This window comes from Arthrobacter sp. zg-Y820, assembly GCF_030142155.1.
GTDB lineage: Bacteria > Actinomycetota > Actinomycetes > Actinomycetales > Micrococcaceae > Arthrobacter_B.
Map to the genome: position 1 here is coordinate 3,612,747 of NZ_CP126247.1, position 15,707 is coordinate 3,628,453.

Here is a 15,707-nt window from a genome sequence, read left to right on the forward strand (position 1 = left end):
AGGGGGTTCTTACCCCGTGGCCGCGAAGCGGCCTCCCGGTCCGCCTGCCTTGTAGGCCGCAATGTGGGCCTCCCGCTCCGAGTCGGACATTTCGTTCAAGGTCACGTTGGGGCTGGGGAAGGGGATGCCCTTGAAGTCGTCGAGTGTCCACAGCTTCTTGGGATCATCAAGGTCGAGGTGCGGTTGCGCGATGAGGGTCTTGCCGTCGTCGCGCACGTAGCCGAGCTTCTTGATGATGTGGGAAACCTCCTCGTTGTGGTTGAGGGTCTCCCATTCCCGGTCTCCGGTGAGCCGGCCCATGTTCGGCGTCGGCCTGCCCTCGTACTCGGGCCGGAAGGCCTTGATGTCGGTCCAGGCGCAGGTTTCGGAACAGTAGGTCCGCCACTGTCCGTCGACCTTTTCCGTCACCATGTCCTCGCGGATCAGGCACGGCACCATGCACGTCCAGCACCGGTGCGGGTACTGGTAGTCGACGTCTTCGAAGGCGATGGCCTTGTGCCCGCCCGGATAGCGCAGCCGGTTGTAGTTTTCCCACCATTTGCCGTACTTGCTGTACCAGCCGGGATACTTCTCCTCGAACCACTCGAAGTCCTGGTCAGTCATCGGATCGATCCGCCAGTAGTTCACCGGCCAGCCGGTGGCGAAGAACTGCGCCACCTCGTGGACGTATCCCTTGTTGACGATGCGGTTCCAGGCCTCTTCGACCAGGTCATGCGGGATTTTCAGGCCGTACTTTTCCAGCGGCAGCAGATAGCTGCGGTAATAGTCGTCGTAGATCCAGCGCCGCCACATTTCGGCGTAGCTGTCCCGGTCCTTCCGGCGGTCCTTGGTGCCGTACTCAATGAACGTGCCGATCGCGGCGTCGACGACGCAGTGGTTGTTCCACCAGGCGTACCGCAGGTCGCGTTCGAGCAGCACCCGGTTGTCCTCATCGGCCAGGGCCATCAGCAGGATGGAGTAGCCGTTGGAGATGTGCCGTGACTCGTCGGACTGGACCGAGTGGAAGACCGTCGGCAGCAGGTAGTCGCCGTTGGCTGCGGCCTCCGCAGGCATGGCGACGAACAAGGTGTTGGTGAACGCTGTTTCGGCCACCACCGTCAGGTAGATGTTGGCCGCGGTGATGGCATCACCGGTGATGAAGCCCTCGCCGAACTGGCGGCCGATGGTGCCGGCGTAGTTGTTGGCGAAGGCCTTCTCGCTGATGTCGAACCCTGCCGGGTCGATGTAGTGGTTCATGTACAGCTTTTTCAGGTTCATCTGGATCGTGGAGTGGCGGACCTCGTCGATCATCTGGACGGCCAGCCCGTTGTGCAGGTCCGGATTCGGAACGGCGTCAATGGCCATGGGCATGGCCCGGGCTGCCGAGATCTCCGGGAACGGAATGATGGACAGGAAGAGCTTCTGCCACTCCATCCAGCGCTCCTGCACCTGGCGGAACATGTTGCCGCGGATCGCGCCGTCCATGGCGCCGTACACGCGGTTGTCCTTCTCCTCCTCCATCGGGAAGTAGGAGCGCAGGATCTGCTTCAGCGGATCCTTCTTGGGGGATTTGGTGAAGTTGTAATCGGTGCCAAATCGGGTTGCCGGCGTGGCGAAGGTCGGTTCCCACGACAACTCGCTGATCTTCTTGTGAGCCTTGCTCAAGCTTTGCCTGCTCAACGCTGCCTCCTTGTTAGGGCTGGGGCACCCGCGGGGCCGTCATGGACCCGCGGGTCGGAGGCGGTCCGAAGTGCCGAAGCATCGGTGGCGCATCGGTTGGGTGCCGATTCGATTCGGCCGGCCCGCCTCTGTGATCCAATGACACCGGAACCGGGCTGGGGACGGCGTCTCATTTTGAGATGGGCTTCCGGAGCCGCGCCCGGTAAGCTCCAGAAACGAAGGCGGCCCTCGGCGCGCCCAAACGGACCTGGGGGAGGTCTTTCGGTAGTGCAGACTTCAATGCTGAAGGCGGTGTGGCGATGGGATCCCGGCCAACGGGCGCCAGCGAGCGCCAGCTGCATGAGGCAAGAGAACGATTCCTAACGGCTCAGGCGGCGGAGGCGGAAGCTGCGGTGCGGGAACCGATCCGGCAGTCCTGGCTTAGGTCCCGCGCACTGACGGTGCATCCCCACCGGGCGGAATCCCAATTCATCCGCGAACCCAACACCGAAGCCACGCTGATCCGGGCGGCCGCCCCGATTCTGGCGCAGCTGGCGGAAAACCTCGCCGCCGAACCCGTGGCCGTGATCCTGACAACCGCCGACGGCGTGATCACCCAGCGGATAACGGCTGACCGGACAATCAAGGCAGCCATGGACGATGTCCGGCTGGCCCGGGGGTACAGCTACTCGGAACAGTTTGTCGGCACCAACGGCATTGGCACTGCCGTGGAAATGCGAATGCCCGCCCTGGTGCTGGGCCGGGAACACTACACGGATGATCTGGCGGCCCTGTCCTGTGCCGGCGTGCCGATTCTCCATCCGGTGTCCGGGAAGCTGCTGGGCGTCCTCGACCTCACCACCTGGGCGGCCAACGGCGGCAGTCTCCTCATGACCCTGGCCAAAACCGCGGCCCGGCACATCCAGGACCGGATCCTGAGCCAGGCCCTCGAAGCGGAGACCGCCCCGTTCAACGGTTTCCTGCGAGCATCCAGGCGGACCTCGCAGGCAATCCTGGCTCTCGGCGGGGATCAGGTGCTGATGAACCGGAAGCTGCGGTCCTCCCTGGACGGACAGGACCTGGCCTCGCTGGCGGAGTACGCCCTGGAGTCCACGCATCCGGCCGGCCGGAACTTCATTGTGCCGCTGCCCAGCGGGCGGACCGTCCGACTGTCAACGGAGCCGCCGGATCACGACAGCACAAGCACCGTGTTCACCGTCCAGCTGCTGGAGCCGGCCCGCGCTGCCGCGGCAGGACATCCCGGCCGGCAGACCCTGCCCGGGCTCGTGGGCAGGAGCCCGTCCTGGCGCCGGAGCCAGCAGGAGGTTGACCGCTGCTACCGGGACGGCGGCTGGTTCCTGGTTGCCGGGGAACCCGGCAGCGGCCGCGCCGCGCTGCTCCGCTCGGTGGCTGCGCAGTTCCCTTCGGCCGCCCGCTTGGAGGTCCTGGGTCCGGGAGGGCACCGGACCAAGGAGGAATACCTCAATGCCGTGGCGGCGGCGGTGGAGGAGGAGAACTTCGAGCTGCTGCTTCGGGACGTTAATACCCTCCCGGCCGAGCTGGTGGAGCCGTTGTCCGGCCTGCTGCAGTCCGCGGAGGGCAGGGGGCGGCTGATGGCAACCGTCGACAGCACCGTGGATGATCCGGATTTCGAGGTCAGCATTCAACCGTTTTTCAAGCACACGGTGGCGGTTTCCGCGCTCCGCCACCGGATAGAGGATCTGGATGAGCTGGTGCCTCATCTGCTCGGCAAGGCGGCGCAGCAGCCCGGCAAGGGGCCCGGTGTCACGCTTTCGCCGGAGGCCATGCAGCACCTGGCCAAATTCAACTGGCCCGGCAACGTGGCGCAGCTGCGGGGAATCCTCCGCGATGTGACGCTGCGGCAGCGCTCCGGTGTGGCCGGGACTGACCAGCTGCCGGCCGAGGTGCGGGCCCTGAGCAAATACCGCCTCTCACCGTTGGAGGCGCTGCAGCGCGACGCGATTGTGCGGGCGCTGGAGGAGAACGACGGCAATATGACCCGGGCCGCGGCGGCGCTGGGCATGTCCCGCGCAACCATTTACCGGCGCAAACGCTCGTATGGCATCAGGTGACCCGCAAGTCACACAGCAGGGAGCGCGGCCGAGCCGTGAAAGAATTGCGGCATGGCTGACTCCGCTGCTTCCCGCGTCCCTCTTGCTTCCGTCACTCCCGCCATTGCGCTCGGTCCGTTGGACGGCCGCTACCGCGGCGTCACGGCCCCGCTGGTGGACTACCTGTCCGAGGCCGCGCTGAACCGCGACCGCACGCACGTCGAAGTCGAGTGGCTGATCCACCTCACGTCCAATGCTGTGCTTCCCGGCACTTCCCCGCTGAGCGCCGAGCAGCAGGCGCAGCTGCGCGAAATCGTCTCCGGTTTCGACGGCAACTCGATAGCCGAACTGGGTGAAATCGAGCAGGTCACGGTTCACGACGTCAAGGCCGTGGAGTACTACATCGGCCGCCGCCTGGCAGCCATCGGCATCGAAAACCTGACCTCGCTGGTGCACTTCGGCTGCACCTCTGAGGACATCAACAACCTCTCCTACGCCCTGGGCGTCAAGGGCGCCGTGGAGAATGTCTGGCTTCCCGCCGCGCACGACCTGGTCGACCGGATCACAGTCATGGCCGAGGAAACCCGCGCCGTGCCGATGCTCTCCCGGACGCACGGCCAGCCCGCCACCCCCACCACTCTGGGCAAGGAACTGGCCGTGACGGCCCACCGACTGTCCCGGCAGCTGCGCCGCATTGAGAAGACCGAATACCTGGGCAAAATCAACGGCGCCACCGGCACCTACGCGGCACACTACGCTTCGGTGCCCGACGCCGACTGGCAGCAGGTGGCGCGCAGCTTCGTCGAGGGCCTGGGCCTGCACTGGAATCCGCTGACCACGCAGATCGAATCCCACGACTGGCAGGCCGAGCTGTACGCCGACATGGCCCGGTTCAACCGGATCCTGCACAACTTCTGCACCGACGTGTGGAGCTACATCTCCATCGGCTACTTCAAGCAGATCCCGGTGGCCGGCGCCACGGGTTCCTCCACCATGCCGCACAAGGTCAACCCGATCCGCTTCGAAAACGCCGAAGCCAACCTGGAGATCTCCAACGGCCTGCTGGACACTCTGGCATCCACCCTGGTGACTTCCCGCTGGCAGCGCGACCTCACGGATTCCTCCTCACAGCGCAACATCGGCGTGGCGTTCGGCCACTCGGTGCTCGCCATCTCCAACGTGGCCAAGGGCCTGGAGCGCCTGGACGTGGCCGACGACGTCCTGGCCGCGGACCTGGACACCAACTGGGAGGTGCTCGGCGAAGCCATCCAGATGGTCATGCGCGCCGAGGCCATCGCCGGCGCCCCCGGCATGGAAAACCCGTACGAACGCCTCAAGGACCTGACCCGCGGGCAGCGCGTGGACGCCGAGCGGATGCGCGAATTCGTCTCCGGCCTGGGCCTGCCGGCCGACGCCGAAGCGCGCCTGCTGGACCTGACCCCGGCCAAGTACATCGGAATCGCCGACTCGCTGGTGGACCACGTCACCAAGTAGCCCTCTAAGCACGACGACGGCGGGAGGCCGGGTTTCGCAACCCGGTCCCCCGCCGTCGTCGTTTTACGGTCCGCCGCCGTTAGCGTTGGCCCATGACCGGTTTCCCGCAGCTGCCCCACACGGTTTTGGACACTACCGATTGCGCTTCGTAGCCCGAAGCGGACACGAGGCCCCGCATTTGGGCAGTGGCCCGTTCACAGGCAGACTGGCCCCATGGAATTCACGACAAAGATTCAGCGATACCTCGGCATGGAGCCGGTAAAGGTACTCGACCAGTATGAGAAAGCAACACGCGCAGCACATTTAACGTGCCTGAGGTGCGGGGCCTTTGTCGCAGCTGAGCACCAGATGTTGCACAACAACTGGCACGCGGCCCACGACGGGTAGGGGCTGATGCCCCCACCCGCTTCGGGGTACCGGGTTCCTAGTCCGCGGCAGCCAGCTGACCGCAGGCGCCGTCGATCTCCTTGCCGCGGGTATCGCGCAGCGTGGTGGGGATGCCGGCATCGATGAGGTGGTTGATGAAGTCGCGGGTCACGTGCGGCTCCGGCGAGGTCCAAATGGAACCCGGCGTGGGGTTCAGTGGAATCGGATTCACGTGCACCCAGCCGCGGCCGCGGGCGTTGAGCTTCTTCGCCAGCAGATCGGCGCGCCACGGATGGTCGTTCATGTCCTTGATCAGCGCATATTCGATGGACACGCGGCGGCCGGTGACGCGGTAGTAGTTGTACGCGGCGTCCAGAGCCTCGTCCACCTTCCAGCGGCTGTTGACCGGAATCAGTTCATCGCGCAGCTCATCATCGGGGGCGTGCAGGCTCAGCGCGAAGGTGACCGGGATGTTCTCCTCGGCCAGCTTGTTGATGGCCGGCACCAGGCCCACGGTGGACACGGTGATGTGCCGGGCGCTCATGCCCAGGCCTTCGGGAACGTCCGCTGCCATGCGGTGCACGGCGTTCATCACGCGCTTGTAGTTGGCCAGCGGCTCGCCCATGCCCATGAAGACAATGTTGGTGACGCGCTCGGCGTCGTGCCCGCCGTCGCGGCGCTTGCCGCCCAGGCCGCCCTCCTTGATCACGCGGTTGGCTTGGACAATCTGGTCCAGGATTTCCGCGGTGGACATGTTCCGGGTCAGGCCGGCCTGGCCGGTGGCGCAGAACGGGCAGTTCATGCCGCAGCCGCACTGGCTGGACACGCACAGGGTGATGCGGCCGGGGTAGCGCATCAGCACCGACTCCACGAGGGAACCGTCGAAGAGACGCCAGAGGAACTTGATGGTGTCGCCGTTGTCGGTGGTCAGGCGCTTGACCTCGGTCAGCAGCGTCGGGAACATCTCCTGCACCAGGTCATCGCGGCGCTCCTTGGGGAGGTCGCTCATGGTTTCCGGGTCCGTGGTGTAGTGCTGGAAGTAGTGCACCGAGAGCTGCTTGGCGCGGAACGCGGGCAGGCCCAGCTCCTTGAGCTTCGCCTGGCGCTCGGACAGGGTCAGGTCGGCCAGGTGCACCGGCGGCTGCGACACACGCGGGGACTTGAACTGCAGCAGCGGGCGGCCGTCCGGTTCCTTGGCCTGTTCCCAGCCCTCGGTGGCAGGGCGGACCTGCGCCTTCCGCGCCTGCAGCTGCGCCTTGGAGGTGCCGACCGGCTTGGACGGGGTTGCGGGGGAAGTATCGAGGGAAGTCATCCCTTCCATTTTTGCACGCATCCGCTATCTCTGCTTCCTGTTAGCCAACTGGCCACAGCACTGAAACACGGTTGAAACCGCCGGCGCCTAAGTTGGGGGAAAGCCCGCTCGGGTGCCCGCACAGGAGGTCCCACATGCTTGCCGACCAACCACCGCACCTCACCATCCGGGAAGTTCCCTGGACCAACCCGGTGGGTGCCGATTTGCGCGCGGCCCAGCAGTCGGAGCTGGACTTCCGGTTTGGCAGCGCGGACCGCGAGCCCTCACCTCCCACCGCGGAGGACACGGCCGTGTTCCTGGTGGCCTATGAAAAGAGCTCCGGACAGCCGCTGGGGTGCGGCGGGCTGCGAAGGATCGGCGACACCACGGCGGAGGTCAAACGGATTTACGTCCTGCCCTATGCCCGCGGCTCCGGGGTTGCCACGGCCATCCTCACCGCACTGGAGTACCGGGCCCGGGCCGCAGGCTACGACGTCATCACTGCCGAAGCAGGATCAGCACAGCCGGACGGGCGCCGGTTCTACCAGCACGGCGGATACACCGTGGTGCCCAACTTCGGTCCGTACGCCGGACGGGAGGACTCGGTCTGCTTTGCCAAGACCATCGGTCCGGTCCGCGTGAAAACGCGGGCCGGATATCAGTAGTCGGTGCGGCGTTCCGCGGCGTTCCAGGCGTCGAAGGGTGCCATGGCCGGACTGCCCTCAACAGCCAACTGTTCCACGGGGAGGGTCCGGCGCCCGGTCGGGGTCTCGAAGTACTCGTAGAAGGCGGCGTCGTCGAACCCTGCACCGGCGGCATCGTGCCGGTCGGCGGCGAACACCACCCGGCCCACGCGGGCCCAGAGCGACGCCGCAAGGCACATCGGGCAGGGTTCGCAGCTGGTGTAGAGAACCGCTCCGCTGAGGTCGAAGGTGCCCAGCGCCGCACAGGCATTGCGGATGGCACTCACTTCCGCGTGTGCGGTGGGGTCGTTGGCCGCGGTGACCCGGTTGACGCCCTCAAACGCCTGGCCGTCCGCGGTGACGATAACTGCCCCGAACGGGCCGCCGCTGTCGGCAACGTTGGCGGTGGCCAGGCTGACCGCCCGGCTGAGGAATTCGGCTTCGCTGGTAATCATGGGCGTCTCCTTGGAGCTTCGATTCCGGCGGCGCCCCGGAGGGAGCGGTTTGCCGGAACAATCGGAAGGGTCTGCCAGGTAGATAACGCACGCAGGCGCCCGCCTTCGGCAGCATGACACTAGCACCAATCCGCGGACGGCCGAAGCCGTGTTCGCCCTCCACGGCGGGGATTGCCAGTGCCTGCCGCCGAATGGCAATCTGAACAGCGTTGGACATTCTGTGTCGCAGGCCTCGAGCCGCCCCGGTGTGGAGGTGGAACAGCCGCCAGGAGGTCGACACCCTGCCGGCCAGCTGCCTGGGCACGCAACGGAGAATCAGATGCACTGACCACGGCGGACAGTGCAAGGGATGGAGACGCAGCATGGCGACAGGTACCGAGACCCCTGCAACGGCGCAGCACGCGGCGGACCAGCAGGATGCCATCCGGGTTCAGGGTGCCCGCGGCAACAACCTTAAAGACATCAGCATCGAGATCCCGAAGCGCCGCCTCACCGCCTTCACCGGCGTCTCCGGATCCGGCAAGAGTTCGCTGGTCTTCGGAACCATTGCAGCGGAATCCCAGCGGCTGATCAACGAGACCTACAGCGCCTTCGTGCAGGGCTTCATGCCGAACCTGGCCCGTCCGGACGTGGACCGGCTCGAGGGCCTGACCACGGCGATCATCGTTGACCAGGAGCGGATGGGCGCCAATCCCCGCTCCACGGTGGGCACCGCCACGGACGCCAACGCCATGCTGCGCATCGTTTTCAGCCGGCTCGGGGAGCCCCGCATCGGCTCCCCCAACGCCTACTCCTTCAACGTGCCCTCGGTAAAGGCCAGCGGCGCCATCACGGTTGAGCGCGGCGGCAAGACCAAGGCCGAAAAGGCAACGTTCAACCGGCTCGGCGGCATGTGCCCGCGCTGCGAGGGCATGGGCTCGGTCACCGACTTCGACTTGTCAGCGCTGTACGACGACGACAAGACGCTGCGTGAGGGCGCCCTCACGATCCCCGGCTACAGCATGGACGGCTGGTACGGGCGGATCTACACCGGCACCGGCTTCCTCGATCCGGACAAACCGATAGCCAAATTCACCAAGCGGGAACTGCACGACCTGCTGTACAAGGAGCCCACCAAGATCAAGGTCGAGGGCATCAACATCACCTACGAAGGCCTGATACCGAAGATCCAGAAGTCGATGCTCGCCAAGGACCCGGAGGCGATGCAGCCGCACATCCGCGCCTTCGTGGAGCGCGCCATCACCTTCACCACCTGCCCCGAGTGCGCGGGCACCCGGCTCAGCCCGGAGGCCCGCTCCTCGAAGATCAACGGCAAGAGCATTGCCGACGCCTGCTCGATGCAGATCACCGACCTGGCCGAGTGGGTCCGCGGCCTGGAGGAGCCGTCGGTGGCGCCCCTGCTGGCCGGGCTCCAGCACCTGCTGGACTCGTTTGCCGCCATCGGGCTCGGCTACCTGAGCCTGGACCGGCCCTCGGGCACCCTCTCGGGCGGTGAATCCCAGCGCACCAAGATGATCCGGCACCTCGGCTCCTCCCTCACCGACGTCACGTATGTGTTTGACGAGCCGACGATCGGCCTGCATCCGCACGACATTGAACGGATGAACGGACTGCTCCTGCAGCTGCGCGACAAGGGCAACACAGTGCTCGTCGTCGAGCACAAACCCGAGACCATCGCCATTGCCGACCACGTGATCGATCTGGGTCCCGGGGCCGGCATCGACGGCGGTGCCGTGTGCTTCCAGGGCACCGTGGAAGACCTGCGGACCAGCGGAACCATCACCGGGCGGCACCTCGACGACCGGGCGCGGCTGAAGGACACGGTCCGGTCACCCTCCGGCACGCTGGAGGTCCGCGGCGCCGCAACAAACAACCTGCAGGACGTCGACGTCGACCTGCCCCTTGGCGTGTTCTGTGTCCTCACGGGCGTGGCCGGCTCCGGAAAGAGCTCCCTCATCCATGGCTCGGTGGCGCGGCGGGACGGCGTGGTGGTGATCGACCAGGGCGCGATCAAGGGTTCCCGGCGCAGCAATCCGGCCACGTACACGGGGATGCTGGAGCCGATCCGCAAGGCGTTCGCCAAGGCCAACGGGGTCAAGCCGGCGCTGTTCAGTTCCAATTCGGAGGGCGCCTGCCCGGCCTGCAACGGAGCCGGCGTAATCTTCACGGATTTGGGTGTCATGGCCACCGTGGAGTCCACCTGCGAGGAGTGCGAGGGCCGGCGGTTCCAGGCCGCGGTGCTGGAATACACCCTGGGCGGGCGGAACATCGCCGAGGTGCTGGGAATGTCGGTGACGGAGGCCGAGGCGTTTTTCGCCGGCGCCGCCGCGGGCGCCGCCGGCAAGGGGACCGCCGAAGAGCTGACCGAAGGCTCAGCCCTGCCGGCCGCCCACAAGATCCTGGGCCGGCTGGCCGACGTCGGGCTCGGTTACCTTCACCTTGGCCAGCCGCTCACCACGCTGTCCGGCGGCGAGCGGCAGCGCCTGAAGCTGGCCACGCAAATGGCCGAAAAGGGCGGCGTCTATGTCCTGGACGAACCCACCACGGGACTGCACCTGGCCGATGTGGCGCAGCTGCTGGGGCTTCTGGACCGGCTGGTGGACTCCGGCAAGTCGGTCATTGTCATCGAGCACCATCAGGCAGTGATGGCGCACGCCGACTGGATCATCGACCTGGGTCCGGGGGCAGGGCACGACGGCGGCCGGATCGTTTTCGAGGGCACCCCGGCGGACCTGGTGGCCGGCCGCTCCACGCTGACCGGCGAGCATCTCGCCGCATACGTGGGCGCCTGACCGGCTATCCGGCGGGCTGCACGCAGATGGTGTCCATGGTCAGGGTCACCGCACCCTCGCCCGCGGCGGCGGTCAGCGTGACCTGAATGCCGCCGGCTTCCTTGAGGGATCCCACGTGGGTGCCGCCGCAGGGAATGGAAACCGTCCCGTCGGGCAGGTCCACGCTCCACCGCCGCAGGTCGGTCAGCCGATCGCCGTCGCACTCAATGCGCACGTCGGCTCCGCTGGCGGTCCAGTCGGCCAGGGTCGCGTTGATGCCCGCTTCCACGGCGGGCAGGTCCTCCAGCACCTCCGGCGAAAAACCCTTGCGGCGCAGCGACTTTCCGAGCCGGTACACGTCGGTGGAGCCGTGTTCGGTGATCGTGGAGGTTTCGATCGCCAGGGCGTCAAAGTTGGGGTTCCCGGCGGCGTCGGGCAGGACCTCCTTCTTCCAGGCACCGGCCAACTGCCGGTTCAGTGCCAGCGAGGCCAAGTGGCAGGCGGTGTGCCCGGCGGAGAGCGCGGCCCGGTACGCGGAGTCCACCTCGACCTGCACGGAGTCGCCCTCCTGCACCGAGGCATCCCCGGGCAGCACATGGGCAACGGTGAAAACCCATCCCTCGGTGCCCTTCTTCACCGGAATATCGGCGCCGAGGCAGAGCGCTGTTCCGTCGGTGGCGGCGACGACGGCGTCCAGCACGTCATGCGCGGTGCCGGCGGCGGTCCTCAGCACCGCCCGGTCGGCCCCCTGGTCGGGCCAGCCGGCATCCACCGGATGGACGGCGGTGGTGTCCAGCAGGACGGCCCGGGTGCCGTCGGCCAGATCCTGGACATGCAGGACCGTGCCGGCGGATTCCACGGCGCCGGAGGGATAAGTGACTGTTGCATCTACGGTGGGAAGGCTCACAAGGCCACCTTACCGAGGAAAATCGGGCCCGCATCGTGACGGCCGTCACTGGATTCTTCATCCGGGCTGACATGGGGGTACAGTTCTAAGTACGACGCGGGGTGGAGCAGTTCGGTAGCTCGCTGGGCTCATAACCCAGAGGTCGCAAGTTCAAATCTTGCCCCCGCAACCAAGAAGATGGTCCTGACCGGTGAAAACCGGTCGGGGCCGTTTTTGTTTAACCCCGCCCTCTTTCTCCGAAGTTACCCGGAACATGGTTGTCTCCCTGCATGGCCTCCGGTAGGTTTCAGCACCAATGGCATTAGGCAGAGGGCGGCCGGCACATGGAAGCTGAAATAACCCTGCAGGTGGACGGCGCTGAACGGACACTGAGGGTTGACACCCGCACCACAGTGTTGGACGCGCTGAGGGACAGGCTCGGGGTGACCTCCCCCAAGAAGGGCTGCGACCACGGCCAGTGCGGCGCCTGCACGGTGCTGCTCGACGGGCGGCGCACCAATTCCTGCCTCACCCTCGCGGTGGCGCACGACGGCGCTGAGGTCGTCACTGCCGAAGGCCTGGCCGGCGGCACCCCGGACGGCGGACTGCACCCCATCCAGCGTGCCTTCCTGGATCAGGACGCCTTCCAGTGCGGCTACTGCACCCCCGGACAGATCTGCTCCGCTGCAGGGGCCATCGAAGAGGCGGCCGCCGGCCACCCTTCCACGGCAACCGCCAACCTGCAGACCGACGGCGCCGTCGACCTCACCGACGCCGAAATCCGTGAGCGGCTGAGCGGCAACCTCTGCCGCTGCGGTGCCTACGTGAACATCGTTGCAGCCGTACGCCAGGCCGCCGAAGCCGCCCAGGACCGGCCATGATCCCTTTCGAATACCGGCGCGCCGACGACGCCGCGTCCGCCGTCGCGCTGGTCAGCGGCAACCCGAACGCCGCGTTCCTGGCCGGCGGCACCAACCTCGTGGACCGGATGAAGCTGGGTGTGGACAACCCGGGCATGCTGGTGGATGTCAGCAGGCTCCCGCTGGACGCCGTGGCTGTCCTCGAGGACGGCAGGGTGCGAATCGGCACGAATGTGCGCAACGCGGATCTGGCGGCCAACGCGGTGATCCGCCGCCGTTATCCGGTCCTGGCGCAGGCGTTGCTCTCCGGGGCGTCCGGCCAGCTGCGGAACATGGCCACGACCGGAGGAAACCTGCTCCAACGCACCCGCTGCGTGTATTTCCAGGATCCCACTACGCCATGCAACAAGCGCGAGCCCGGCACGGGCTGCTCCGCCGTGGGCGGCTACACCCGCTACCACGCCATCCTCGGCGCCTCGGAACACTGTGTCGCCACCCACCCCTCCGACATGGCCGTGGCGCTGGCCGCGCTCGATGCGGCGGTGGTGGTGCTGGGAAGCGACGGCGAGCGGACCATAGAGGTCAGCGAATTCCACCGACTGCCCGGCGACGAGCCGGAGAAGGACACCGTCCTTGGCCACGGGGAGCTGGTCACCGCCGTTGAGCTGCCCCCGGCGCCGCAGCGGTCCGCCTACCGCAAGGTCCGGGACCGCGCGTCGTACGCCTTTGCCCTGGTGTCGGTGGCCGTTGCGCTGGAGTTGGAAGACGACGACGCCGTCACGCCGGTGATCCGTGACCTGCGGATCGCCCTTGGCGGCGTGGCCCACAAGCCATGGCGGGCGCTGCAGGCCGAGGCCGTGCTGCGCGGAGCCCCTGCTACCGAAGAGAACTTCCGCGCCGCAGCCGATGCCGAACTGGCCGCCGCCGAACCGCTGCACGATAACGGCTTCAAACTGCCGATGACTCGAAATGCCCTGGCCGCGGTCCTGAGGGAGCTGACCGGCGCACCGGCCCCGGAGGCGGCAGCAGCGGGGACCGATCACCTCGAGGGTCCCGAGGGCCCTGTGGACGCCGGCTGGGAAGAGATGGGCTCATGAGCAGACTGCTGCCGGCTTCGGCCATCGGAGAATCCCTTGAGCGGCTTGACGGTGAGCTTAAGGTTACGGGGCGGGCCCCCTATGCCTATGAACAGCCGGTGAAAGACCCCGTTCACCTCTATCCGGTGCTTTCCACCATTGCCCGGGGCCGGGTGGAACGGGTGGAAACCGCGGCAGCCGAGGCCGTCGACGGCGTGCTGACCATCCTCACCTCGGAAACTGTGCCGCGCCTGGCGGATACATCCGACCGGGAACTGGCCGTCCTCCAGGATCCCGGCGTGGGCTATCGGGGCTGCATTGTCGCCGCAGTGCTGGCCGAAACCCCGGAGATTGCCCGGGAAGCAGCAGCAATGGTGTCAGTGAAATATGCCGAAGAGCCCTTCAACGCAGAACTGCGCAGCGACGACCCGGCACTCTATGCACCAGAGGAACTGAACGCCGGCACGCCTACGGACAGCAGCCAGGGCAATGTGGACGCCGCCTTGGAAACCGCTGTCCTTACTGTTGATGCCACGTATTCCACCCCTGCCGAGCACAACAACCCGTTGGAACCGCACACTACGGTGGCCCAGTGGGACGGACGGATCCTGACCCTGTGGGATTCCACCCAGGGCGTGCATTCGGTGAAGGACACGCTGGCACAAGTACTGGGGCTGGAGCAGGACCAGATCCGGGTCATCGCTCCGCATGTGGGCGGCGGATTCGGTTCCAAGGGAATGCCTCATGTGCACGTGGTGATGGCTGCCCTGGCCGCACAGTGCACCGACGGACGTCCGGTGAAGTTTCCGGTCAGCCGACAGCAGATGTATTCGCTCACCAGCCACCGCACCCCCACCGTTGCGCACATCCGGCTGGGCGCCGCCGACGACGGCCGCCTCACGGCGATGTCCATGGATACCCACGAGCACACCTCCAGGATCAAGGAATTCGCGGAGCAGACACCGGCACCGTTCCGGATGATGTATGCCTGTCCCAACCGCCGCACCACCACCCGCCTGGCTCCGCTGGATATCCCCGTGCCGTCCTGGATGCGCGCGCCGGGTGAGTGCCCGGGCATGTTCGGGCCGGAGGTGGCCATGGATGAACTGGCCGCCGCGGCAGGCCTGGATCCCCTCGAGCTGCGCCGGCGGAACGAGCCGGACGTCGATCCGGAAACCGGCAATCCGTTTTCCAGCCGACATCTGCTGGAATGCTTCGATCTCGGGGCCGAGCGGTTCGGCTGGGAGAACAGGGTCACCCGCCCCCGCTCGGTGGTGGAGGACGGCTGGCTGGTGGGCATGGGCACGGCCAGTGCGGTATATCCGTTTATGCGCCAGCCCGCCAACACCGCCCGAATCGGCTACGAGCAGGACGGAATCTATTCCGTGCAGATCGGTGCCGCGGATATCGGCACCGGCAGCTGGACCGCCCTGACGCAGATTGCCGCCGATGCCCTGCGGGTTCCGGTGGACCGGATCCGGCTCGGGATCGGTGACACACGGTTCCCCCCGGCCAGCGTCGCCGGCGGATCTTCGGGCACGGCGAGTTGGGGCGGCACCATCGTGGCCGCAGCACAGGTGTTCCGGGCCGACCATGGCGAGCACCCCTCGCCAGGGGCACAGACCGAGGCCGGGCCGCCCGCCGACCCCGAGGCGCAGAACCTCGCCCTCTATTCCTTCGGGGCGCACTTCGCGGAAGTGCGGATTTCGACCGATACCGGCGAAGTCCGGGTCAGCCGGATGCTGGGAGTTTTCTCTGCAGGGCGGATCATCAATCCCAGGACCGCCCGGTCCCAGCTCCTCGGGGGGATGACCATGGGCCTGGGCATGGCGCTGCACGAGCACAGCGTGCTGGATCCGCGGTTCGGTATTTTCGTCAATCACGACCTCGCCGAATACCACGTTCCCACGAATGCCGATGTGCTGGACATGGACGCGCTCTGGATCGAAGACCGGGACGAACATGCCGGTCCGCTGGGTGCGCGCGGACTCGGGGAGATAGGCATCGTGGGCAGCGCGGCGGCCATAACAAACGCCGCCTACAACGCCTCCGGCGTCCGCGTCAGGGACCTGCCGCTCACGCCGGATAAGTTTCTGGCCTAGGAGCACGGCCCCG

11 protein-coding genes and 1 tRNA gene are annotated in these 15,707 nt (G+C 66.7%); 8 read left to right on the forward strand and 4 right to left on the reverse strand.

Features of this window, described 5'->3' with window-relative positions; genetic code table 11:
• Positions 1-9 precede the first annotated feature (9 nt).
• The gene (locus QNO08_RS16585; RefSeq protein ID WP_284155619.1) at positions 10-1,644 is read right to left on the reverse strand and encodes a ferritin family protein; all 1,635 of its coding nucleotides are present in this window, start codon (positions 1,642-1,644) and stop codon (positions 10-12) included.
• Between the two features lie 314 nt (positions 1,645-1,958).
• Here QNO08_RS16585 and QNO08_RS16590 point away from each other — a divergent pair, with 314 nt between their 5' ends.
• Together QNO08_RS16590 and purB are read left to right on the forward strand one after the other, a co-directional pair.
• Positions 1,959-3,731, forward strand: coding sequence for a sigma-54-dependent Fis family transcriptional regulator (locus tag QNO08_RS16590; protein WP_229966375.1), 1,773 nt, complete (start codon positions 1,959-1,961; stop codon positions 3,729-3,731).
• A 51-nt stretch (positions 3,732-3,782) separates the two neighbouring features.
• Positions 3,783-5,204 (forward strand): adenylosuccinate lyase, encoded by a 1,422-nt coding sequence (gene purB, locus QNO08_RS16595; protein WP_229966376.1) that lies wholly within the window; start codon positions 3,783-3,785, stop codon positions 5,202-5,204.
• A gap of 424 nt (positions 5,205-5,628) precedes the next feature.
• On the opposite strand, the gene rlmN is transcribed toward purB, so the two are convergent.
• A complete protein-coding gene (rlmN, locus tag QNO08_RS16600) occupies positions 5,629-6,882 on the reverse strand; it encodes a dual-specificity RNA methyltransferase RlmN (RefSeq protein ID WP_229966377.1) in 1,254 nt (417 codons plus the stop codon).
• 134 nt (positions 6,883-7,016) lie between these two features.
• Between rlmN and QNO08_RS16605 the strand changes: the two genes are divergently transcribed.
• On the forward strand, positions 7,017-7,526 hold the full coding sequence (locus QNO08_RS16605; protein ID WP_229966378.1) for a GNAT family N-acetyltransferase: 510 nt from the start codon (positions 7,017-7,019) through the stop codon (positions 7,524-7,526).
• On the opposite strand, the gene QNO08_RS16610 is transcribed toward QNO08_RS16605, so the two are convergent.
• Positions 7,520-7,999: a nucleoside deaminase gene (locus tag QNO08_RS16610; protein WP_229966379.1), complete on the reverse strand. Its 480-nt coding sequence runs from the start codon at positions 7,997-7,999 to the stop codon at positions 7,520-7,522. The two genes, QNO08_RS16605 and QNO08_RS16610, sit on opposite strands and share 7 nt — an antisense overlap.
• A 362-nt stretch (positions 8,000-8,361) precedes the next feature.
• Here QNO08_RS16610 and QNO08_RS16615 point away from each other — a divergent pair, with 362 nt between their 5' ends.
• The gene (locus QNO08_RS16615) at positions 8,362-10,791 is read left to right on the forward strand and encodes an ATP-binding cassette domain-containing protein (RefSeq protein ID WP_229966380.1); all 2,430 of its coding nucleotides are present in this window, start codon (positions 8,362-8,364) and stop codon (positions 10,789-10,791) included.
• A gap of 4 nt (positions 10,792-10,795) precedes the next feature.
• Here QNO08_RS16615 and QNO08_RS16620 read toward each other — a convergent pair whose 3' ends face one another.
• A complete protein-coding gene (locus tag QNO08_RS16620) occupies positions 10,796-11,677 on the reverse strand; it encodes an alanyl-tRNA editing protein (protein WP_229966381.1) in 882 nt (293 codons plus the stop codon).
• Between the two features lie 95 nt (positions 11,678-11,772).
• Between QNO08_RS16620 and QNO08_RS16625 the strand changes: the two genes are divergently transcribed.
• From QNO08_RS16625 to QNO08_RS16640, 4 genes are all read left to right on the forward strand, one after another.
• Positions 11,773-11,849: transfer RNA gene (locus QNO08_RS16625), tRNA-Met, on the forward strand.
• Positions 11,850-12,000: 151 nt separating this feature from the next.
• Positions 12,001-12,537 (forward strand): (2Fe-2S)-binding protein, encoded by a 537-nt coding sequence (locus tag QNO08_RS16630; RefSeq protein WP_229966382.1) that lies wholly within the window; start codon positions 12,001-12,003, stop codon positions 12,535-12,537.
• A complete protein-coding gene (locus QNO08_RS16635) occupies positions 12,534-13,613 on the forward strand; it encodes an FAD binding domain-containing protein (protein WP_229966383.1) in 1,080 nt (359 codons plus the stop codon). Before QNO08_RS16630 ends, QNO08_RS16635 begins: the two co-directional genes overlap by 4 nt.
• Positions 13,610-15,694 carry a xanthine dehydrogenase family protein molybdopterin-binding subunit gene (locus QNO08_RS16640; RefSeq protein WP_229966384.1) on the forward strand — a complete coding sequence of 695 codons (2,085 nt, stop codon included), beginning with the start codon at positions 13,610-13,612 and terminating at the stop codon, positions 15,692-15,694. The genes QNO08_RS16635 and QNO08_RS16640 overlap by 4 nt, the downstream gene beginning before the upstream one ends.
• Positions 15,695-15,707: the final 13 nt, after the last annotated feature.

What these genes read in the sequence shown, in the direction of transcription:
- QNO08_RS16615 (WP_229966380.1), top strand. Translation starts at nt 8,362, where the DNA reads ATGGCGACAGGTACCGAGACCCCTGCAACGGCGCAGCACGCGGCGGAC.
- QNO08_RS16590 (WP_229966375.1), top strand. Translation starts at nt 1,959, where the DNA reads ATGGGATCCCGGCCAACGGGCGCCAGCGAGCGCCAGCTGCATGAGGCA.
- rlmN (WP_229966377.1), bottom strand. Translation starts at nt 6,882, where the DNA reads ATGACTTCCCTCGATACTTCCCCCGCAACCCCGTCCAAGCCGGTCGGC.
- QNO08_RS16630 (WP_229966382.1), top strand. Translation starts at nt 12,001, where the DNA reads ATGGAAGCTGAAATAACCCTGCAGGTGGACGGCGCTGAACGGACACTG.
- purB (WP_229966376.1), top strand. Translation starts at nt 3,783, where the DNA reads ATGGCTGACTCCGCTGCTTCCCGCGTCCCTCTTGCTTCCGTCACTCCC.
- QNO08_RS16635 (WP_229966383.1), top strand. Translation starts at nt 12,534, where the DNA reads ATGATCCCTTTCGAATACCGGCGCGCCGACGACGCCGCGTCCGCCGTC.
- QNO08_RS16610 (WP_229966379.1), bottom strand. Translation starts at nt 7,999, where the DNA reads ATGATTACCAGCGAAGCCGAATTCCTCAGCCGGGCGGTCAGCCTGGCC.
- QNO08_RS16640 (WP_229966384.1), top strand. Translation starts at nt 13,610, where the DNA reads ATGAGCAGACTGCTGCCGGCTTCGGCCATCGGAGAATCCCTTGAGCGG.
- QNO08_RS16605 (WP_229966378.1), top strand. Translation starts at nt 7,017, where the DNA reads ATGCTTGCCGACCAACCACCGCACCTCACCATCCGGGAAGTTCCCTGG.